We start from the raw sequence: 20,603 nt of genomic DNA on the forward strand, positions 1-20,603 counted from the left end.
CCGCTACCTCCCCACGGGGGCGCCGTGCACGGCCTCGCGCAGGCGGGCGGACATCTTCGAGGGGTCGTCGGCCTGCCAGACGTTGCGCCCGAAGACGATGCCCCTGGCGCCCGCCCCCACGGCGTCCCTGGCCGCCTCGATGGCCTCCTCGGGGCCGCTCCTCGAGCCGCCCAGGGTGAGGACCGGGACCGGGCAGCCCTCGATCACCCCGGCCATCGTCTCGGGGTCGCCGGTGTACTCGGTCTTGATCAAGTCGGCCCCGAGCTCGGCGGCCATCCGGCACACGTAGGCGAGAAGGTCCGGGTCGCGCCTGTCGGCGGCGCGCGAGCCCCACAGCACGGACTCGACGATAAGGGGTATGCCGGCCCGGTGCGCCTCGCGGGCGGTGTCGCCGATCGCGCGCACGTTGTCCGCGAACACGTCGCCGTCCTCCGGACCGAAGACGAGGTACATCACCATCGCCTCCGCCCCCAGGGCCAGGGCGTCCCGCGGGGTACAAACCACCCTGTGACGGTCGCCGAGGTACTTGACGCGCTCGTCCATGTGGATAAAGTCCGCGCGCACGATCGGCAGCGGCGCCCCGCGGAACGCGAACAGGTGGGCGGACCTCTCGAGCAAGCCCGGCGAGATCAGGACGCCGTCCGGCTCGCCCGCTACCACGTTCTCGACGATCTTCATCGGCCGCCCGGCCTCCGGCGGGACCCTCAGGCTGAGCCCGTGATCGAAGGCCACGATAAACGAACGCCCGCTCTCGCGGTCGAATAACCGCTCGGCCCTAAGCTCTGCTCCAACCAAAACCTTCTCCTTCTCTCCGTCCGTACAACATCGAATGCTTATCGGTCGGGGCCGCGGAGTACGGCCCCGACCACCCTCTACACCCCCGCCGCGGCCGCGGCACCGCCGCTGGCAACGTGGCGCACCGTCTTGTGCATCGACTCGCGCATCTGGGGATAAGTCTCGACGTAGCGGTCCACGTAGAACTGGTACTCCTCGTGGCGCGCCGCGTCCGGCTCGATGGTGCGCTCGGTATGCACCATGTTCCGGGCGGCGGTCTGCACGTCCGGATACACCCCCGCCCCGACCGCGGCCAGCATCGCCGAGCCGAGGACCGGGCCCTCGCTCTCGCGCGTAAAGGAGACCGGGACGTTGGAGACGTCGGCGTGCATCTGCATCCACAGCTCGCTCTTCGTCGGCCCGCCCGCGACGACGGCCTCCCCCGGCTCGAACCCGTTCTCGCGCATGGTGCGGAAGATGTGCTCGGTGCCGTAGCAGATGCCCTCGAGGATCGCGCGGAACACGTGCCCAGGACCGTGGCCCAGGGAGAGGCCCCAGATCATGCCTCGCGCCAACGGGTCGGTGTACGGCGTCCTGTTCCCCTGGAAGTAGTCCACGACCACGAGCCCTTCGGAGCCCACCGGCACCCCCTGCGCCATCTCGTTCAAGACCACGTAGGGGTCCACTCCGCGCCTCTTCGCCTCGGCCGCCGCCTCGCCCGCGAAGCCGTTCTTGAACCAGGCGACGATCGAGCCGGTCGAGACCTGCCCGCCCTCGACGGTGTACTGGCCCGGAACCTGAGCGTGGCTGTACGACCCGAAGAAGCCCTGGCCGTAGTGGGGCTCGGCGGCCTGCCCGATCATGACGTGCGAGGAGCCGGTGATGAGCGCCATCTTCCCGGGGTCGACCACCCCGAGGCCCAGGGCGCCCACGAACGCGTCCACGCCACCTTGAGCCACGGGGGTGTCGGGCTTGAGGCCCATCTCCTCGGCCACCTCCCGCCTCAAGCCTCCGACCACGGTGCCCATGTCGAGCACGGGCTCGGGGAACTTCTCCAGCACGTCCCCGAGGCCCACCGCCTCGTAGAGGCTCTCCGGCCAGCCGCCCGCGTCGCGGTCGTAGTACCAGCGGATGGACGTGTTGTTGATCGAAGCCGTCCACTCGCCGGTGAGCTTGTGGATCATCCAGTCGGTGTACTCGCAGACGTGCTTCGCGCCGTCGTAGGTCTCCCGCTCGTTCTCCTTCAACCACAGGGCCTTCGAGGGCATCCACTCGGCGGAGACGGCGCCGTAGCCGTTGTACTTGAGCGCCGGGTCGCCGGTCTCGCGGATGCGCTGGGCCTGGTCGGAGGCGCGCACGTCCATCCACAGGAGCGCCGGGCGCATGTGACGATCCCGCTCGTCCATCGCGACCACGGTGCAGCTCGTGCTGTCCATGGAGATACCCGCGATCTCCTCCGCCGAGACGCCGCTCTTCTCCATCGCGCCCTTCACCGCTTGCACGAGGCACGGCCACCACTCGTCCGGGTCCTGCTCGGCCCAGCCCGGACGCGGGAAGCGCGTCCCGTACTCGACGCCGTGGAAGGCCAGCGCCGTGCCCTCGCGGTCGAAGATTCCGACCCTCACGCTCCCCGTCCCGCCGTCTATCCCGATAAGGTACGGGCCCTCAGCCATCTCTGCTCCTTTCCCCCGCCGCCGAAGCGGCCACGACCGTGCTACGACCTTGCCCGCCTTCGACAACCCCACCGCTCGGCCTCCGCCCGCCGGTGTCCCCCATCTTCGTTCGACCCGGAAGCCCTACACCCCCGCGCCGCGAACGCCGCCCCATCCGTGAACGGGATACGCGGCCCGAAGACCGTTCCGAAGGCAACGCTGGTCGAGAAGTCGAAGCCTCCGCCGGCCAGTCTATCGGCCGCTCCACCAGCACCTCGAAGCCGGCGAAGACCAGAGCCGGCTTTCCACCTATCGCCGCGCCCAACGCCCCGCCCGCGAACGCCGCAAAGAGCAACACCAGCCGGACTCCACCGCGAACCTCCCCTTTCCCATTCTCCCCGGTCTTCCGTCCGAACAGCGCAGGACCTAGATAGTATCCCTTGTGCGGAACGATACGCAGCAAAACACGCACAGTCAAGGCGAATTGCGCAAATGTGAGTATTAATGCGTAAATACGTGCGGGTACAAGAGCGCGTACGTCGCTCTCGGGGACTTTCGGCGGCCCCGCCCCTTGTTGCCAAAATCCCGACAACACCTCGAAGCCCTTGCTGGCCACCCACCGCGCTACCTCGGTTTTTAACGGCTTTCGTCCTTAGAGCTGCGTTAGATCGTGGTCAAGAAGGGGGCTCCTAGCCGTCGAGCCACGCCCTCAGGTGCCCGCGCACCGCCCGCTCCGCCAGGCGCTCGGCCTCCCCCTCGCCGCCGGGGAGCCGGCCGGCCATCGCCAGGGCGACCAGGCCGTGCAGCGTGCCCCACGCGATCGTCACCTTCTCCCACACGCCTTCCTCCTCCTTCCCGTACTTCGCGAGCGCCTCCGCGAGCGTCCCCGCCATCGCTTCGGCTATCTTCTCCCCCTCCTTCCTCAGCTCGGCTACGGGGAACGACACCCCCCCGAGGCCGTACATGGCCTGATAGAGGTCCGGGGCCTCGAACGCGAAGCGGCACCAGGCGCGCGACATCTCGAGCAGGGCCTGCTCCGGGTCGTCGGAGGAGGCGCGGGCCTTCTCGATGGCCCCCAGCTGCCCGGCGTAGCCCGTCCGCACGAGCTCGAGCAGCAAGTCCTCCTTCGAGTCGAAGTGCTCGTAGACGACGGGCGGGCTGTACTCGACCAGGGCGGCGATCTTGCGGATCGTGACCGCCGGCCACCCCTCCGCCCGGGCGATCTCGCGCGCGGCGGCGAGGATGCCGTCTCTGAGCTGCCGCCTCTGCCTCCGCCTGCGCTCCTCGATGCCCAAGGCCCCACCTCCTTCTGTCGTTGATCGAAAAACTAACATAGTTAAGGAGCGCCGTCAAGCCTCCGAGCGCGCGGCGGTGGTCGCCATGAGGGACCCGGCCTGACGGACGCGGGCCCGGTGCAGCCACCGCGGCGGGTCCACGTAACCGTTTCCTGGACCTCCGAGACCACGGCGTAACGTCGGCGTTCTCGCTTACGACCGGACGACCGTTCTCGTCCTTGGATGTACCGACGCCCCCTTGAGCTCCGGGTCCCGTGATCGGTGTCTTCGCTCCGCCTCCGACTCGAAAACCGCCTCCTCCCGGATCGGTCACCGTATCGGCGTGGAGTGCTGTCCGGTGACTCCGATCCCCGTGGACGGGAGTGGGTGGGCTCGCTGCCGTATCGCCCTCGTCGTCGCCGGCCGGGCAAACTTCGCCAACCACTCCCTCACCCCAACTCCAATCCCCGCCGGCGCGTGCGCCCGGCGTGGTAGGTCCGCCGGGATCGGTGAGGTTCGCCGGGTTCCTGAAGACGAAAGCCTGCACGCCCTCCCGAGGAACTCGTCGAAGGGGAACGGCCGGTCTCCGGCGGAGCGTTGGCCGCTCCCGAGGTAAGCTCGTACCTCGGCTTCCGAGTCGTGACCTCGAGATAACGCGAAGCTCCGACGATGCTTTTTGTTGACCCGGACAGGAGATTCGGCTACCGTACGCCGACTTGTCTTGCGGAGGGTTAGGGGGCGGAGATGGCGAGAGCGATCCGGGCGTGGCTGGCTTCCATCTTCTGCGTCGCGACGACGCTAACGCTCCTTTCGGGATGCGCGCTGTACGCAGGAGGAGAAGGTGGCGGAGGCGAAGGCGGAGGGGGCGCTATAACCTTCCTCCACTGGCGCGGCGAGGACCAGCAGGTCTTCGGGGAGCTGGCCGAGGGCTTCGAGGAAGAGACGGGCATCCGCGTCGAGCAGAGCGTGTTGCCCAGCGACGCATACACCGCCCAGTCGCAGCAGACGATCCTCTCGGGCCGCGGGGCGGACGTCTTCGCTACCCAGCCCGGTAGCCAGTTCCGCCAGCTCACGGATGCGGGGGTCTACGCGGACCTCACGGACGCGGAGTTCACCGGCCGCTTCGACGAGCAGTTCATCGAGGCCGGACGCACGGAGGGCGGCGAGCAGCTCACGCTCCCCTACCAGCTCGTCTTCAACATCCCCGTCTACAACGTGCGCCTGCTCGAAGAGGCGGGCTTCGATGAGCCGCCGCAGGATTGGGAGGGCTTCCTCTCGCTCTGTGACGCGCTGAAGGAGCAGGGCGCCGCGCCCATCGCGTTCGCCGGAAACACGAGCGCCAGCCAGTTTATCAACCCGATGCTGATGAACAACCAGCCGAGCGACGACATCTGGCAACGGGTCGAGGCGGGCGAGGCGCGGGTCACGGAGGACTGGTACGTCGAGACGCTCTCCCAGATCGCGGAGCTCAGAGACCGGGGCTGCTTCCAGGACGACCCGTTGGGCTCGACGCAGGAGGGCATCTCGGCGCTCTTCGCGCAGGAGGAGGCCGGGATGATGGCGCTCGGGTCCTACCAGATGGCGACCGTCGCCGAGCAGAACCCCGACATCGAGCAGGATCTCCTCGCCCCGATCACGGTCCCCGCCGAAGAGGCCAGGTACGACGGCATCTACACCTCGACGTTCATGCTCGGGGTGAACGCCAAGGGCGAAAACCAGGAGGCGGCGCGCCAATGGGTCGAGTACCTGACGCGCCCGGAGAACGCGGCCACCTACGCCAACGACACGGGCCAGCTTCTCACCCTGAGCGAGGTCGACTACACCTCGGAGATCCTTCGGACGCAGCAGCCGTGGCGGGAGAAGCGCCTGCTCTTCCAGCCGCGCTTCGAGCTGACCGTCGAGGAGATCGACCAGGGCATGCGCACCTCGGTGGAGGACATCCTCTCCGGCTCCGCCCCCGAGGAGGCCGCCCAGAGCTTCCAGAGCACGATAGACCGCGCGATACAGGAGTAGGAAAAAGGCCGTGTCCACCGGCAGGCTGACCCTCTCGGGACGAACGGGAAAGGGGCCGAGGCGGCGGCGCCAGAGCCGGACCCTCCTGCTCTTCCTCCTCCCAGCCGTCGTGATCTACGGCGTGTTTCTGGCCGTGCCGGCGGTGGCGGCCCTCGCCATGAGCTTGACGGACTGGGAGGGCGTCGCCGGGGGCGACCCGTCGTTTGTCGGGCTGAGCAACTTCGGGGGGCTCGCGACGGACGGGATCTTCCGCCAGACCTTCTCGAACAACGTCAAGTTCACGCTGTTCGTCCTCGTGGCGCAGACGGTGGTCTCGCTGCTGCTCGCCCTCCTGCTCGTCAAGAACACCAGGGTCAACGTCTTCTACCGCGTCCTGTACTTCTTCCCGACCATCATCTCGTCGGTCTCGGTGGCTCTGGCCTGGATCCTGATGTACGACCCGAACATAGGCGCCCTGAACATCCTTCTCGAGCGCGCGGGGCTGGGGGGGCTCCAGCGCTCCTGGCTCGGCGACCGGGGGACGGCGATCTTCAGCCTCGCCTTCGTGCAGTTCTGGCAGCACACGGGGCAGGTCATGATCATCTTTATCGCCGGGTTGCAGGCCATCCCGAAGGAGCTGTACGAGGCCGCGCGCGTGGAGGGCGCGAACCGCTGGCAGACGTTCCGGTACGTGACGTGGCCGCTCCTGGCACCGGCGGCGGCGATCGTGGTGGCTTACACGACGATCCAGAGCTTCAGGGCGTTCGACCTCGTCATCGCGCTCACCGACGGCGGCCCCTCCTACGCGACGGAGATCCTCTCGACCTGGATCTACCACGTCGCCTTCCGCGACAACAACTTCGGCTACGCGTCGGCGGGGGCGGTGGTGTTCATGGTGATCCTGGGGCTCCTCACGGCCCTCCAATTCCGCGTCCTGCGCGTGGACCGCTAGGGAGGGGGAGAAGGTGCTCCGCGCCATACCGCGCCAGATCGCCCTGATCCTCTTCGCGCTGCTCATACTCGGTCCCCTGAGCGTGGTGTTCTTCGCCACGCTGAAGACGACCCAGGAGCTCTACGGCGAGCCCCTCGCCCTGCCGGCGACCCCGGACCTCGGCAACTACGCCCGGCTCTTCGAGTCGGAGAACATGATCGTCTACTTCCTGAACAGCGTGGTCGTGACCCTGGGGTCGGTCTTCTTGATCCTGCTGTGCGGCAGCCTGGCGGCGTACGCGATCTCGCGCATGGGGGGGTGGGTCGCGGCGTCCCTGTTCGCCTTCTTCGTCGCCGGGCTCTTGATCGCCCCGCAGGTCTACATGGTGCCGCTGTACACGATCGTCGACGCTCTGGGCCTCGTGGACTCGCTCCTCGGGATTATCCTGGTAAGCGTCGCCTTCCAGATCCCCGTCTGCGTCATGATCCTGACCGGCTTCATGCGCGGCCTGCCCCGCGACCTCCTCGACGCCGCCTTCGTGGACGGCGCGACGGAGTGGACGACCTTCCGCCGCATCGTGCTCCCGCTGACGCGCCCCGCCCTCGCCACCGTGGCGACTTTCTCCTTCGTGATCACGTGGAACGACCTCTTGTTCCCGCTGCTCTTCCTCCGGACGGACGTGAACAAGACGCTGCCCCTTGCCCTCCTGGAGTTCCGGGGCCAGTACCTGACCGACTACCCGCTGCTGTTCAGCGGCGTGATCGTGGCGACGATACCGATCGTGATCGCCTACGTCTTCCTACAGAAGTACTTTATCGAGGGGATGACCGCCGGCTCCGTGAAAGGGTAACGAACGACGATACGCCGCTGATGACGATCGCCGCTTCGAGAAGCGGTTCCTCGGGGCCGTAGCCGTCTCGGCCGTACCTCGTGCTCGTTACTCGGCGACTGCTTGGGGTCGCCTTCGCCCCGACCTCGGGCCTGCAGCGGATAAGCGGCCCCGAGGGCATCGTCGATCTCCGTGCGCCGCGCTTCGATCCGGATTGGCCCGAGGGGAGCGCCCCGTCTGTACAGGGTCCCGCCACCCTCGGCGCACGGTACCGTCGAGGGGTTGGAGGCGAGGTTTCGTGCGTCCGCCCTCGCGCCTCGGCGCTCGTACGGCATCCCCCAACGTCTTGCTATGCCTCTGTCAGACGGCCAACGAGCCCGTGGCGTCCACTTCGGGAGGGACCGGGTTGCGGCGACCGCTCCGCCCTCGTGCGGCACGGACGACGTCCAGATGCCGGACGAAATCGGGGCTCTCCATCCGGGCCTTGCAGCGCTTTAGCCTGCCCAGGGCGTAGGCCAGAAAGTCTTCCGCCGCGTTGCGGTTGGCGTGCTGGACCAGGGCCCAGAGCGCCCAGTGGAGGTCGCCGACCGCCTTGTAGAGTAACAATCGGGAGCGGAGCATCGGCGAGACCGCTCCGCCGTAGTAGGCCAGAAGCATCTGCCGGTCCTGCTCGGGCCCGAGCCCGGCCTCCACCGAGAGGGCGCCCAGATCCCACATCGGGTCGTTCATTCCGGAGTACTCCCAGTCTATGACGTAGATCCGCCGGCCCGTATCGAGTAAGTTCCCGGGCCACGGGTCGTTGTGGCAGGGGACGAGGCGGACGGGGGACTCCTCCAGCACCCGCCGCACGGCTCCGGCCCCGCGCGCGAGCTTCTGATAGACCGCCGGCACCGGTGCCCCCAGCCCGCTCAGGAGGACGAGGTAGCGCTCCATCATCGAGAAGGCGTCGAAGCGGGACACGAACGGGCGTCCCCCGTCGTGGACCTTGCGAAGGGCCAGCGTCGCCCGGACGAGCGCCCCCCGCTCCCGGCCAAGCCTCCCCCCCTCGTCCATCGAGCGGCCCTCGACGAAGCGGGTGAGCATCGTGCCGTCCCTCGGATCGCAGTACACCACCTCGGCGTTGATCCCCAGGCCGGCCGCGACCCGCGCGTTGTGTCCCTCCGACGCCCGATCCACGAACCCCGAGGTCCCCGTTCCGGACAGGCGCATCACGTAGACCCCGCCGTCGGTGATCACCTTGTAGCTCGCGTTCGTGAGGGCGCCGCTCAGGCGCTCGACCCGGACGTCGCCGGTCCCCGTGCCGACGGGCAGGGACGCGCGGGACAGCACGGACAACGCCGTGCCCAGCAACAACCGCGGCCCTACCTCGGGCCATAACTGAGGTGGTAGCATCTGCTCCTTCCCACGGCTCGCGTTCCCTACGCGACACCCAACGCCACCTCAGTGTAACCCTTGCGTAAATTTCGCGTTAAATGCTTGCGGGCTCGCTAGCCCTTGGACGCGTAGATCACGGTCACCTGGCCGATGCTGGGGCGCAGAGCGTCGTTGCGGGCGACGTAAGATTCCAGCTCGCCGCGCTCGTCCAGATCCCTGATGCGTACGAGGGCGTGCTCCAGGCTATCCTCGTCGGCGAGCGACCAGACCGAGTCGCCGTCGCGCCACTCTTCCCTCAGCGGCCCGCGCGGGTCGAGGTAGGACTCGCCCTGAACCGCCGCGTCCGTCGGGGCGAAGCGTCCCCGGAGCTCGAAGCCGCAGTCGGCGAGGATTTCGGCCAGCTCGTCCAGGGGGGCGTAGCGGGACCGGAGGGCGTCGGCGGCGGCCCGGATCAGGCCGTAGTGCCAGTAGCCGTGGAGGAGCTGCTCTTGCGAGCAGGTGTTGACCACGAGCGCGCCGCCGGGCTTGAGGACCCGGGCGAGCTCGCGAAAGACCCGGCGGTGTTCCGGGAAGCCTCTGGCGGGGTCGTCCGGAAGGTGGTGGAGCACCTGGTTGATCATCACCCCGTCGAAGCGCCCGTCCTCGAAGGGCAGTTCGTCGATCCGGGCGGTCTCGAAGGAGACGCGCCCCTCGGCTTCGGCCCCGGCCAGCTTCTCCGAGGCGACCCGGAGCATGCCGGGGTTCAGGTCGACCGCCGCTACGCGCCCGACGTGGTCGAGCATCGCCAGGGAGTAGTTGCCGGTGCCGCACCCGGCGTCCAGGATCTCCATCCGGTCCAAGGGCGTCCCGAGCGACGCGCCCGCGTGGGCGAAGCATCCGACCGAGATCTCCGTCCCGACCGGCCGCCGCGTCTTGTCGTAGTTCCCGGATTTTCTCGTGTAGTCCTCGTAGCTGCTTATGCCCGACCCCTCTCCCATGCTAGCCTTCCAAACATCTTCGCCTCGCCCATTCTACAGAAGGGCATGAGGGCCCCGATTTCACGCATTGTTCATGCCTCGTTTACCTCCCTTTCACCCGGTTCACTTCCTACGAACCTATACTCGGGCGCGATGCAGGACCCCGAAGGAAGGACGAGAAGCTTGGCTTTTCGAAGCGTGGGAATCAACCTGCCGCACCCGTACCCGGACGGGGTCTCGGGCTCTCGGAGCATCTCGAATACGTGAAGGAGGCCGGCGCAGACTTTGTGGAGCTGTGGCCGCAAAGCCTCGGGCGATCCTCGGGGCGCGCTGGATCCCGCCCGCCTGGACCGCGTCCTGGAGCCTCTGCTCGACGCAGGTCTGGCCTACACGGTCCATGCCCCGTTGGAGATCGACCTGATGGACCCGACCAGCCGGGAGCTCCAGCGCGACGTCCTGGACGCCAGCTTGCGGTTCGCCCGTGCCGTCGGCGCGGACGTCGTGGTCTGCCACGCCGGCCAGAGGGTCGGGGCGCGCGACGCGCCTCACAGATTGAAGGACCAGCTCGCCTGCGAGAGGGACGCCCTGCGCGAGGCCGGGGAGATTGCCGGGGAGATGGGCGCCGTCATCGCCGTCGAGAACTACTACCCCGAGCTGCCCATCCTGCGCGGAGAAGTCTACGATTACTCCGTCTGGCCCTCCGAGCTCGCCGAGCAGATCTCGGCCGTCGACCACCCTTGCGTCGGCCTCTGCCTCGACGTCGGGCACGCGGCCCTCGCCGCGAGGGCCTTCGGCTTCGACTACCTCGAAGAGTGCGCCGCCGTGGCCCCCCTCGTCCGCCACCTACACCTCCACGACAACCTCCGAAAGCCCAACCTCACCGGCAACCCGCCCGTCTCGGAGCACACCGTCTACGGCCTCGGGGACCTCCACCTCCCGCCGGGCAGGGGCACCATCCCCTCGAAGAGACTTTCCGCCGCATGGATTTCCCCCACGACCCTTCCTGCTGCGTCGAGCTCTCCCCGAACTCTCGTCCCTGGCCCCGGAGGCTCTGCGGACCGCCCGCGGGCTCGCACACACGGCGACGACGCCCCGGAGAAAAACCCCAGCCTAGAGAACGGCGTACGCCAGGGGTTCTCCCGGCAGGAGACCGCGAGCAGCGATGGAGCGAAAACGGGTCCACCCGCGCGTCACCACCAGTGCCCCACGAGTAAGGAGGCCGAGGGCAAGATAGGGCCGGTCGCCGAAGAGCTCCTCTCCCGCCCGGGACGGTACCGCCCGTAGCGCCTCTGTCGCCCCAGGCGCTACGGCGCCGTACACGAAAGGGCGCGCTTCGCCCCGGCCCCCGCCGGAGGGGATCTCCGGTGCCCTAACCGAAGGCCGAATCTTCCACCGCCGCCTCCACGGGGGCGGCCGGAGGGGCTACCGAACCGAAGGGCTATTTGGACCCCGAAGCCGCGGTCGAGGAGATCCAGGCGCGCCGCCGTAGTCTCGCTGCCCAAATTGGAGACGGAGGCCGGTCCGTTGGCCGGAGTTTGTGCTTCGCGCGAGTAAGTCATCAACCCCGGAGGAACAGCCGGACGGCGGCGAGCAGGCCGCGGGATGTGGGGACGCCCGGACGGGCTCTCACACAAACGAGAGGTCCGGCCCTTCACTCCTTCGGCCTCTCCGTCGGCAGGTGAAGGTCGAACCGCACGGCGGACAGGCGGAGGAGCAGCGTGACCGCTATGGACGCCGTGAGGGTTATCGCTCCCGGTCCCGCCCACGCGATCAGTACGACGTAGGTCGTCGCCCCGGCGACCGCGGCGATCGCGTAGATCTCGCGCCGCAGGATCAGCGGCGTCTCGCCGCAGAGCACGTCGCGCACGGCGCCGCCCACGACGCCGGTGATCGCGCCCATGATGACGGCGACGAGCGGCGAGACCCCGGCATCCAGCCCCGCGCGCACGCCCAGCACCGCGAAGACCGCCAGCCCGAAGGCGTCGGCGACGAGCAGCGAGACGCGGGCGGCCTGTGGAATCGGGCGTAGACGAGCGTGCAGACCGCCGCGGCGGCGATGACGTAGAGGTAGACGGTGTCGGTGAGCCAGAAGACGGGCCGGTCGAGGATGACGTCGCGCAGCGTACCGCCCCGATGGCCGTCACCGCCGCGACGACCAGCACGCCGAAGAGGTCCATCCCCCGGCGCCCGGCCGTCAGGGCGCCGCTGACCGCGAAGGCGAACACCCCGGCGAGATCCATCAGGTAGAGGTACATGCGCCGAGAGGTTAGCAGCGAGGGGGCCGGCCCGCTGTCGAGTCCTCCGAGGACGGGGTCGGGACGGTCGCGGCCATGTCTCTTCTCCCCTTTCGATGCTGGCGGGCGTACGAGCGGGTGTACCCCGGGCTCCATCTCGTCACGCCACTATCTCCGGCGCCCGCGCTCCCCGTCCTTTGCCATGAGACCGAAGCGGAGAGTCCAACCGATGATAGATCGCCGCGAGCTCGGATCGTTCGTCCCTGCCTCCTACGAGAGTTCCTCTGCGCCTACCCGAACTTCGGCGGGCTCGGCGAAGTGTTCCTGGATGTACTTCTCGCCCTCGTCGCAGAGCAGCGTCACCACCGTCTCGAGCTCGGGATGGGCCTCCTTCACCTTTCTGGCGGTGACGAGGTTCGCCCCGCTGGAAGGCCCGACGAAGAGGCCGTAGCGCTTGGCGAGGCGGCGCATCTCCTCGACGGCCTCCCCGGATTCCGCCGTCAGCGTGACGTCCACCAGCCCCTCGTGGCGCTCGAAGATGCCGGGGACGAACCCGTCGGAGATCCCCTCGATGAGGTGCTCCCCGATCTCGCCGCACAGGAGCGTCTTCGACTCCGAAGGCTCCATGGCGAACAGCTTGACGCCCGGGTTGACCTCGCGGAACGCCTGCCCGACGCCCACCAGCGTGCCGCCGGTGCCGACGCCCATCACCAGAGCGTCGGGGACCTTGCCCTCCGGCAACTGCGCCAGGATCTCCGGCCCCAGCCAGGTGCGGTTCTCCTCCACGTTCCACTCGTTCTCGAACTGCCCCGGGTTGAAGTAGCCTTCACGCCGGCCGAGCTCCCTGGCCTTCTCCAGCGCCGCGTTGACGTGGAACTGGCCCGTCAGGAGCACGTCGGCCCCGAAGGCCCGGCTTATGGCGAGCCGCTCGCCGCTCATCCCCTCGGGCATCACCACGAGCATCCCGTAGCCCTTCACCGCGGCGACCATCGAGAGGGCGTTGCCGGTGTTGCCGCTCGTCGCCTCGACTATCGTGTCGCCGGGCTTGAGGAGGCCCTCTTCCTCGGCCCGCTCGATCATGTACTTCGCGATCCTCGCCTTGATCGAGCCCGAGGGGTTGAGAAACTCGCACTTGCAGTAGATGCCCTCGATCTCCAGCATCGGCGTGTTCCCCACGGCATCGAGGATGCTGTTCGAGATGTTCGTAGATACGTTCGACGCCGCCATGATCTACCTCCCCATCCGTCGTGCTACGTCGCTTCACGGTACCACCGCTTGCCGCGGAGGCCATCGAGGTGGAGGAGGTCGTTCCCCCGTGGCGCCGGTCGTCTTGGCGCGCCGGTCCACGCGGCGCCTTCGGGTGGACCGCGCGGGCTCGGCGGTGGTCACGGCGGGGCCGCCCTCGGGGGCGCCGGTGAGAATCGGGGCGAGGTCGAACTCGCGGGCCAGCGGCGAACCCGACGCGGACGTTCGGACGTACCGTTGCCGCGCCCAACGCTGGCCGAGAGCCCGAGCCGCCGGCGCTGCGGCGCGGCGAAGGTCTGCGCGCGACACGGACTCCCGGCAGTCGGGTTTTGTGCTCCCGAGGATCGGTGGGCGGCGCGTTCTCGCACGTGCGCGGCGCCGGAACCCCGGAGGCACGAAGCTCCTTCGAGGAGTTTGCCTCTTCCCGCGCCCTGGCGGAGGAAGACGACCTCGCGCAACACCTATGGGAGTACGGACCGGACGGCCCACCGCGGGCACTCCCGGTGCTGGAGGCCGCGCCGAACAACCGGCACCAGCTCGATCCCTTACGCCGCGGCGGCGGTGAGCGATTCGTGAGGTTGGTCCCTCGTGTTTTACACGGATGCGACGGTCGCCGACTCCGGGATCGAGAGCCGCGCCATGGGCGCCGTCGACAGGCCGAGGAACGCTACGCCTACGAGGCTCGACGCGCCCTGGAGGGATGGGGAGGCGCGTTGTCCCTCTGTCGCGCCCGATTCTTGGACGCCGCGTCCTCCTACTGGCTGGCGGCCAGGTGTACCCTGGGGCCGTGGCGGTTGTCCGGCAGCAGGGAGAGGATCTCGACGCGTGCGTAGCCGCTCTCGGAGAGGAGCCTCCGCAGCTCGTCGAGGGTCGGCCAGAAGGCCGTGCCCGAGACCCCGCTCTGGGGGTCCGACGGGTCCTCCATGCGCACCCAGCCCCGCAGCCCCTCCCTCGTGGTGAGGTCCCACTCGGGCCGGGCGTACTGGGTATCGAGGTAGAGGTTCGGCGAGACGGCGGCCAGGCGCTCGACGAAGGCGCGGGGGTTGGGGAGGTGGTAGAGGAGCCCGCAGCAGAAGACCGCGTCGAACGCGCCGTAGGACGAGAGGTCGTCCTCCTCCAGATTGGTCACGTGGAACGTCGCGTTCTCCGCGCCGAAGAGCCCCTTCAAGAACTCGGCCCTCTGCACGCTCTCCGCCCTGGCCTCCAGCCCGACCACCTCCCGCGCCCTCCTGGCGAGCTCGACGGTCATGGCGCCTTCTAGCGAGCCCGGCTCCAGCACCCTGCCCCTGGAGGCCTCGGGGAACGCCCGGAAGAACTCCCCCAGGCGGGGGCTCGCGTGGCGTGAGCCCCTCCCGTAGGTCTTGCCGTTCATCCGTACCCCGGTGACCCACGGTGCGCGCCGCTCGAAAGCGTCCGAGAGCAGGTATTCGAGGAGCCTCGCGTCGGAGGCGCGGGCGGCCCCGAGCTCGGCCAGCTCCGCCTTCAGCGCGCGGATCCTCCTCGCCCGCTTCTGGGAGGTCCTGCGGGCCCCACGCAGCCCGTCGGCGAGCCTCTCGGTTTCGCCGGACGGCCCGGAAGCCTCCTCCCGGCCTACCCCGGCCTCCAGGCGCAGGAAGGCCCTCAAGCTGCCTACGGCCAGGGTGCGGCGTATCGAAAAACGGGGCACTCTAGGCTCCTCCGGGAGATCCTCTCGGGGCCATCCTAGCAGCTTACCCGGCCGCTTCCGGTGTCTCGCTGCCCGTAGCGCCGCCACGCTGCAACGAAACGGACGTTCTCTGACGGCCTACTCCGGCGTCCGGCCCGTGCCGATCAAACCCTCCCGCGAAAGCACGCTCGTACCGGCGGGTGACGAGGTCTCGGACCCCACTCCCAGTCCGACGGCTCCCGGACCTTCGAGGGCGGGTCCATGCGGGCTCTCAGGGGCAGGTAGGCGTAGGGGACGAGCGAGATCAGGAACACACCGACGCCCTTCGGGACGATCCTCCAATCCAGGACCTTTCTCGGCTCGACGAGGAGCACGAAGGCGGCCGCGGCCGGGAGGAGCAGGCCGCTCGTCAGGTTGTGGGTCATCGCGAGGTTGACGTGGGCCTGCCTGGACTCGAACCAGGGACCTCTTCCTTATCTGGGAGATCGTCCCATCTTCGCCTCCTACCGTCCGGTGCCGGAAACCCGCCTATTTAAGCCGTTTTCTCTTCCGTGCGAGGTTCGTGAGTTCGCCGGGTGTCGCGGGATGCCGGCCAGGTTGGTGTCAGCGTTGGTGTCAAAAAGGACCGCTTCGGCGTCGAGTATTCGGGGTGAAACCCTCAGGGTCCCGGCCGGCCGTCCGAAAATTACTGAGAAGAAGTCTACGGCGGCGCGTTCCACGGATTGTTCCAACGGGTGCCCCTGCTCCAATGGTCGCGCTCGCGTTTCTCCATATGCCTCAACCTCGAGCGTGCCGTCCCGAGGTCGGCCGCCCGGCACCGCCGCTCAGCCTCCCGCAAAGCCAACTCCGCGAACTCATCCACGTGTTGCGCGGCCCGGGCGAGATCGGCGATAAAGTCGGCGGCCTCCCTCCACTTCTTCGCGGCTTCGGCGTCGCGGACGCGATCACGCTCCTCTTGCTCTGCGTCCGCGGCGCTCTCCTGCTCCTCGTGACATTGCGGGGGAGGTCGCCCCTCCCAGTAGGCTTGTAGGTCCTCCTCCATGATCCGGCGCTTTCCGGCGCGGCACTTCATCGCCCGCAACTTGCCGAGCCGGATCCAATTGTGCACCGTGCCCGGGCGGACGCCCTGCTGCTCGGCTACCTCGTCCACGGTGAACCACCACCCGGGCAGCGCCTCCCTTTCCTTGGGGGTTAGATCGGCGAGCCGCACACAATCGTCGCGTATGTAGTCGGGTTCCTTGGACCACCATTCGCATACCCCGCGCTCGTGTTCTTCACAGAGAAAGACCGACAAGTACCTGGCAACCGCGGGTTACGGACAACGTCGTTTGGCGTCTAAGGAGACTTCGCAACGGGGAGTGCGAGAAGGGATATGCAAAACTTCCGCCTTGGCGTCGACCCGCCTCCTATCTCCCCCGCTACCGCTCGCCGTCAAGGTGGCATACCTCCCTAGCCTGCATCATCGGCGTCCAGAGCGGCCGTATAGCAAGTCGCGTACCCCACGTCTTCTCCTATCCCTCTTCGCCCGCGCCGGTCGGGTGGCGCGGGAGGCCCTCCTGGACGGGCACTTTAAGGCCCGCTCCTTCTATACCGCGCCCTATCTCAGTCCTAACCTCCTCGTAGGCCTCTCTTTGCCTCTCCGCGATCTTTCCAGCTACCCCAAGCAACTCCACCGCGTTGGAAATGGTCCTCTCGTAGGAGATCACGTCGGGCCCGTAGGCGAAGGCGGCGACAACGTAGCGTCCGACCTTCGGGTACCCGTAGCCGGAGCCCCGCCGGTCGAGCAGTCGGGCAACGAACACAGCCCGATGGGCCACACCGCGTTGCTCACCTCGAGGGACCTCGGTGCTCTCGCGCCCGCTCAGCAGCCGCAGGAACTCCTCGACGCTCGCCGCCTCCACCTCGGAGGGGCGAACTCACGCCGTACGAGAGGGCCGTTTTCTCGGGCTCGACGGACCCGCCGACCGCCCCGATGACTCATCTCTTACGCCGATACCCGGCGGGCCTTGCCCGTGGCACCGCGACCGGCTCCGTGCCCTCGACGACCCGGTTGGAGATCTCACCTATCCCCTCCACGGCCATAGTCACCACGTCGCCGACCTTCAGCGGCGGCGGTTCCCGCCGGCCGGCTCTTCCCCACAGCTCCGCGAGGCAACCGCGTCCGCAGGTGCCCGACCCGAGTACGTCCCCCGGGCAGACCCAGGTCCCGCGGGAGGCGTAGGCGGCCAGCTCCTCGAACGACCAGGCCATGTTCGCCAGCGTGTCGTCGCCGATCTTCTCCCCATTGACGGAGACCGTCATCTCGAGGTGGAGACGCCCGTCGCGGCGGTACGGTTCGAGCTCGTCGGCGGTCACAATCCAGGGCCCTAGAGTGTTCGCGGTGTCCTTGCCCTTGGCGGGCCCGAGGCCGATGCGCATCTCGTGGCCCTGAAGGTCCCTCGCCGACCAGTCGTTGAAGATCGTGTACCCGGCGATGCGATCTTCTGCCTCCTCCGGCGTAAGGTCGCGTCCGGGCCCGCCGATCACCGCCGCCACCTCGAGCTCGAAGTCGAAGAGCCCGCAGCCGGGAGGCACCGGTATGTCGTCGAACGGACCCGTGATCGCGTGAGGGTTGGTGAAATAGAACGTAGGTATCTCGTACCACTCCGGCGTTACCTCCCCCCCGCCTCCTACGACTGCTTTCACGGCGCCCTCGACGTGCTCCTCGAAGGTGACGAAGTCCCTGATGGTCACCGGCTCCACCGGCGAGAGCAGACGCGCCTCGCTCATCGCAACGGGCTGGCCTAATTCCAGATCCTCCCGTTCGGTAGGAGACATGGCGAGCAGGTCGAGCACCCCGACGCGCTCGGGTAGGGGCAGGATCTCGCCGTCCCTGACCGCGCCGAGCTGGTCGACGCCTGCGACCTCATACCTCGCGATGCGCATAGATCCTCCCAACCTTCGCGTGCGTCAATGGACGCATCATACGGATTGCGTTCTTCCAGGACATTTCGGCCAGCGGATTCCAGGCTCACCACCCGGCGGAAGAGGCCGCCTTCTCTAACGTACCCCGGCCTGACGAGCTTGCCGAGCATGGCGGAAACCTGGAGGTGGTTGTAACCCTGTTCCCGGGCGAACTTTTCCACCGCGGCTTCGCCGTCTTTCACGCTCCAGGGCAGTTCTAGGACCCCTGTGGTGAGCTTGTCGGCGCGTGCAAGTCGATGCTGCCCGTGTGTGTCGCCTCCACCTAGTCCAGGATCCCGACCACCCGGGCCGGCGCGGCGCTCGCGCCAGCGAGCCGCAGCGGGAAGCAGGCCACCCGGAAGCCTGTCGGGGGCAGCGATCCTAGGTTGACGAGGCGCTCGATCTGCGAGTAGGGCAGATCCGCCTGGTGCGCCTCCCAGAAGATGCCGCTCTCGTCCCGCCCGATCGCCTCCTCCGCCTGAAGGTGCAACGGACGATCCCACCCCCAGGCATCGATGCCCATGACCCGCACGCCCCGCTCGAAGAGCCAGCGCGTCGCCTCCGCCGTAACGCCGGGACCCATGGAGGCGTATTCGGGGTCCCCGTAGAAAGCGTCGCGGCCAGTGCGCACCAGCACGATGTCGCGCTCGCGCAATTCGTGTCCCGCCTCGTCGATGGCACGAGACATCTCGTCCGCGGTAACGGCCTCCCCGTCGGCTTTGTCCGTGAAGTCCACGACCACGCCAGGCCCGAAGAACCAGTCCAGCGGCAGCTCATCGATGGTCTGAGCCCGCTCGCCGCCGACGGTCGAGTTGTAGTGCCACGGCGCGTCCACGTGCGTCGAGTTGTGGGTGCCGAAGCTCGTGAAGGTCTCCCGCGCCCAGCCCTCCCCGTCGCGCAAGAGGCGCGGGGGAACCCCGAAGAGCGCCTGGGCCTCGGCAGCGCCGCCAGCGTGGTCCAGGTAATCGATGTCGGTCCTCCATAACGCCGGGGTCTCCGGAGGGCTCGGAACGATGGGGGCGGACAGGTCGATAAGCGACCCGCTGCGCGCTCGGATCTCCGGTCGGTCGCGCCCCGACCCACGATTCTCCGCGTTCATAAGCTCTTCTCCACACTCACCGGCAGTCGAGAGAGGCCCCTCAGATCGTTGTTCAGGTGACGCTCGGGCTCCCCTTCGATCTCGAACCGGCGCACCCCGCGCGCGAGGTGCTTCATGACGGCGACGAACTCCATGCGCGCGAGGCCCTGCCCGGCACACCGGTGGATCCCGTGCCCGAAGGCCAGGTGGTCCGTGGGGTTGCGGCTCACGTCGAACCTCTCCGGTTCCCTGTACTTGCGCTCGTCGCGGTTGGCGGAGCCGTACATCAGCATCACCTGGGCGCCCTCGGGCAACGTCGCGTCGCCGAGATCGTGATCGCGGGTCACCCGGCGCCCGAAATAAGGGATCGGGGATTCGATCCTCAGAACCTCGTTGAGGGCCATCGGAATCGCACTGTCGGGATCCTCGCGGACCAGGTCCCACTGGTCGGGGTACCGGGCGAACAACCAGATGGCGCTGCTGATGGCGTGGATGGTGGTGTCGAGACCGGCGGCGACGTAGGACGCCATCAGCGAGACGCAGGATTCGTGCGGGATCTCCCCCCGGTCGGCCGCTTCGTAGATCGTCATGCCCATGCTTCCCGGCATGAGACGGTCCGGCGTGGCCACCGTGGAGAGGTATTCGAACAGCTCTCCGAACGTAGCCATCCCCGCGAACGTCCGCTCGTTGGCCGGTCCCAAGGCGTTGAAGGTCCCGTCGGCGAAGGCGGCCAGCCGGTCCCGTCCTTCCTGCGGTAGCCCGATCAGGTCTATCACCACCGATGCGGGGACCGCATGCGCGAGGTCTGCGACGGCGTCGAAATGGCCCCGCGCAAGCGCTGCCCCCACGATCTCCTCGGTCCTCTGCTCGATGGAGGCCTGGGCATGCTGCCTCAAGAGGCGGGGGGAGAGCCCGTAGTCCAAGGTCCTCCTGCGTTCCTCGTGGACGGGCGGGTCCGCCCCCAGCACCGTCCCAGCGGACGCCTCGTTCATCTCCGGCGTCAGCGCGATACCAGCGTTCGAGAACGTGGCCCAGTCCGCGGCGGCGGCCCGGACCTCCGCGTAGCGGGGGAGGGCCCACACGTCGATACTCTCCAGGTAAACGGCGGTGCCGGCCTCCCGCAGCCGCTCGTAGTAAGGGTACGGGTCCGCCAGGGCTTCGTCCGAGAAGAGATCCACGTCGGAGGAAGGGTACGCAGCTTGTGGGCTCATGTATTCGCTCCTAGTTCAGGGGTGGCTCGGCGGCCGCGGGCGCAGGTCTTTCACGCTGGTTGGACGAGGAAGCCGCCGACCGCCGCCATCTGTCCGGGGACGTCCTCGGCCGTGTGGCGCATCGCGATCCTGGTGTCGGCGTCAGCACCTCCTTCGAGCTCGGTTTCTCCGTGACCCTCGGCTCCTTAACGGCGGGCGCTAAACGGCGTTTTCTTTTCAGTGTCCATAGCTTCTGTTCCTCCTCGGTCGGACAGGCTACTCGTGCTCGTAGAGTCCTCGCCCGCTCTTGCGCGCGAGCCTTCCTGCGGCCGCGTAGCGTTGCAAGAGACCAATCTCGGGCGCCTCCGTTCCCTTCCCCAGCGAAGCACCTCTACCCGGCGAGCGGTCCGTGAGGCCACCCGCCGCTTGCGCTCCCAGTGCCAACAAGTATGAGGGAGCGGTGTTCCTGTTACTATGGCCGCAAGG

Annotated in this window: 18 protein-coding genes and 1 pseudogene; 4 read left to right on the top strand and 15 right to left on the bottom strand. The window is 68.1% G+C overall.

Features of this window, described 5'->3' with window-relative positions:
- Positions 1-3: 3 nt before the first annotated feature.
- The 3 genes from GBA65_RS18370 to GBA65_RS18380 form a co-directional block, all read right to left on the bottom strand.
- Positions 4-795, bottom strand: coding sequence for a class I fructose-bisphosphate aldolase (locus GBA65_RS18370; RefSeq protein WP_166397789.1), 792 nt, complete (start codon positions 793-795; stop codon positions 4-6).
- A gap of 77 nt (positions 796-872) precedes the next feature.
- Positions 873-2,447 carry an FGGY-family carbohydrate kinase gene (locus tag GBA65_RS18375; RefSeq protein WP_166397790.1) on the bottom strand — a complete coding sequence of 525 codons (1,575 nt, stop codon included), beginning with the start codon at positions 2,445-2,447 and terminating at the stop codon, positions 873-875.
- A gap of 668 nt (positions 2,448-3,115) precedes the next feature.
- Positions 3,116-3,721 (bottom strand): TetR/AcrR family transcriptional regulator, encoded by a 606-nt coding sequence (locus GBA65_RS18380; RefSeq protein WP_166397791.1) that lies wholly within the window; start codon positions 3,719-3,721, stop codon positions 3,116-3,118.
- A 723-nt stretch (positions 3,722-4,444) separates the two neighbouring features.
- On the opposite strand from GBA65_RS18380, the gene GBA65_RS18385 reads away from it, so the two are divergent.
- From GBA65_RS18385 to GBA65_RS18395, 3 genes are read left to right on the top strand one after another with little or no spacing between them, the layout of a single operon-like run.
- Positions 4,445-5,713 carry an ABC transporter substrate-binding protein gene (locus tag GBA65_RS18385; protein ID WP_166397792.1) on the top strand — a complete coding sequence of 423 codons (1,269 nt, stop codon included), beginning with the start codon at positions 4,445-4,447 and terminating at the stop codon, positions 5,711-5,713.
- 10 nt (positions 5,714-5,723) lie between these two features.
- Positions 5,724-6,644, top strand: coding sequence for a carbohydrate ABC transporter permease (locus GBA65_RS18390; protein ID WP_207955914.1), 921 nt, complete (start codon positions 5,724-5,726; stop codon positions 6,642-6,644).
- 13 nt (positions 6,645-6,657) lie between these two features.
- Entirely contained in the window at positions 6,658-7,473 is an 816-nt protein-coding gene (locus GBA65_RS18395; protein WP_166397793.1) for a carbohydrate ABC transporter permease, read from the top strand.
- 339 nt (positions 7,474-7,812) lie between these two features.
- Here GBA65_RS18395 and GBA65_RS18400 read toward each other — a convergent pair whose 3' ends face one another.
- Together GBA65_RS18400 and GBA65_RS18405 are read right to left on the bottom strand one after the other, a co-directional pair.
- On the bottom strand, positions 7,813-8,805 hold the full coding sequence (locus tag GBA65_RS18400; RefSeq protein ID WP_166397794.1) for a choline kinase family protein: 993 nt from the start codon (positions 8,803-8,805) through the stop codon (positions 7,813-7,815).
- A 134-nt stretch (positions 8,806-8,939) separates the two neighbouring features.
- Positions 8,940-9,803 carry a class I SAM-dependent methyltransferase gene (locus GBA65_RS18405; protein ID WP_166397795.1) on the bottom strand — a complete coding sequence of 288 codons (864 nt, stop codon included), beginning with the start codon at positions 9,801-9,803 and terminating at the stop codon, positions 8,940-8,942.
- A gap of 264 nt (positions 9,804-10,067) precedes the next feature.
- Between GBA65_RS18405 and GBA65_RS18410 the strand changes: the two genes are divergently transcribed.
- Positions 10,068-11,066: a sugar phosphate isomerase/epimerase family protein gene (locus GBA65_RS18410; protein ID WP_166397796.1), complete on the top strand. Its 999-nt coding sequence runs from the start codon at positions 10,068-10,070 to the stop codon at positions 11,064-11,066.
- Between the two features lie 367 nt (positions 11,067-11,433).
- Here the strand turns inward: GBA65_RS18410 and GBA65_RS23605 are convergent, their stop codons facing one another.
- The 10 genes and pseudogenes from GBA65_RS23605 to GBA65_RS18455 all read right to left on the bottom strand — a co-directional run bounded on the left by GBA65_RS23605 (position 11,434) and on the right by GBA65_RS18455 (position 20,138).
- Positions 11,434-11,730: a trimeric intracellular cation channel family protein gene (locus GBA65_RS23605; protein WP_407691024.1), complete on the bottom strand. Its 297-nt coding sequence runs from the start codon at positions 11,728-11,730 to the stop codon at positions 11,434-11,436.
- Positions 11,616-12,172: pseudogene (locus GBA65_RS26785) on the bottom strand (trimeric intracellular cation channel family protein). The gene GBA65_RS23605 and the pseudogene GBA65_RS26785 overlap by 115 nt, the downstream one beginning before the upstream one ends.
- A 114-nt stretch (positions 12,173-12,286) precedes the next feature.
- Complete coding sequence (locus tag GBA65_RS18420; protein ID WP_166397797.1) at positions 12,287-13,243, bottom strand: PLP-dependent cysteine synthase family protein; 957 nt, start codon at positions 13,241-13,243, stop codon at positions 12,287-12,289.
- Between the two features lie 772 nt (positions 13,244-14,015).
- Positions 14,016-14,927, bottom strand: a complete 912-nt coding sequence (locus GBA65_RS18425) for a class I SAM-dependent methyltransferase (protein ID WP_166397798.1) — start codon at positions 14,925-14,927, stop codon at positions 14,016-14,018.
- 143 nt (positions 14,928-15,070) lie between these two features.
- Positions 15,071-15,331 carry a hypothetical protein gene (locus GBA65_RS18430; RefSeq protein ID WP_166397799.1) on the bottom strand — a complete coding sequence of 87 codons (261 nt, stop codon included), beginning with the start codon at positions 15,329-15,331 and terminating at the stop codon, positions 15,071-15,073.
- Between the two features lie 275 nt (positions 15,332-15,606).
- A complete protein-coding gene (locus tag GBA65_RS18435; protein WP_166397800.1) occupies positions 15,607-16,116 on the bottom strand; it encodes a helix-turn-helix domain-containing protein in 510 nt (169 codons plus the stop codon).
- Between the two features lie 301 nt (positions 16,117-16,417).
- Positions 16,418-16,807 carry a hypothetical protein gene (locus GBA65_RS18440; protein WP_166397801.1) on the bottom strand — a complete coding sequence of 130 codons (390 nt, stop codon included), beginning with the start codon at positions 16,805-16,807 and terminating at the stop codon, positions 16,418-16,420.
- 76 nt (positions 16,808-16,883) lie between these two features.
- A complete protein-coding gene (locus tag GBA65_RS18445; protein WP_166397802.1) occupies positions 16,884-17,831 on the bottom strand; it encodes a fumarylacetoacetate hydrolase family protein in 948 nt (315 codons plus the stop codon).
- A gap of 301 nt (positions 17,832-18,132) precedes the next feature.
- Positions 18,133-18,948, bottom strand: coding sequence for a cyclase family protein (locus GBA65_RS18450; RefSeq protein ID WP_166397803.1), 816 nt, complete (start codon positions 18,946-18,948; stop codon positions 18,133-18,135).
- Positions 18,945-20,138 (bottom strand): cytochrome P450, encoded by a 1,194-nt coding sequence (locus GBA65_RS18455; protein WP_166397804.1) that lies wholly within the window; start codon positions 20,136-20,138, stop codon positions 18,945-18,947. The genes GBA65_RS18450 and GBA65_RS18455 overlap by 4 nt, the downstream gene beginning before the upstream one ends.
- Positions 20,139-20,603 lie beyond the last annotated feature (465 nt).

This window comes from Rubrobacter marinus, assembly GCF_011492965.1.
GTDB classification, from domain to species: domain Bacteria; phylum Actinomycetota; class Rubrobacteria; order Rubrobacterales; family Rubrobacteraceae; genus Rubrobacter_F; species Rubrobacter_F marinus.

Coding starts and splice junctions, on each gene's coding strand:
- GBA65_RS18420 (WP_166397797.1), bottom strand. CDS start 13,243: ATGGCGGCGTCGAACGTATCTACGAACATCTCGAACAGCATCCTCGAT.
- GBA65_RS18445 (WP_166397802.1), bottom strand. CDS start 17,831: ATGCGCATCGCGAGGTATGAGGTCGCAGGCGTCGACCAGCTCGGCGCG.
- GBA65_RS18455 (WP_166397804.1), bottom strand. CDS start 20,138: ATGAGCCCACAAGCTGCGTACCCTTCCTCCGACGTGGATCTCTTCTCG.
- GBA65_RS18385 (WP_166397792.1), top strand. CDS start 4,445: ATGGCGAGAGCGATCCGGGCGTGGCTGGCTTCCATCTTCTGCGTCGCG.
- GBA65_RS18430 (WP_166397799.1), bottom strand. CDS start 15,331: ATGACCCACAACCTGACGAGCGGCCTGCTCCTCCCGGCCGCGGCCGCC.
- GBA65_RS18450 (WP_166397803.1), bottom strand. CDS start 18,948: ATGAACGCGGAGAATCGTGGGTCGGGGCGCGACCGACCGGAGATCCGA.
- GBA65_RS18405 (WP_166397795.1), bottom strand. CDS start 9,803: ATGGGAGAGGGGTCGGGCATAAGCAGCTACGAGGACTACACGAGAAAA.
- GBA65_RS18375 (WP_166397790.1), bottom strand. CDS start 2,447: ATGGCTGAGGGCCCGTACCTTATCGGGATAGACGGCGGGACGGGGAGC.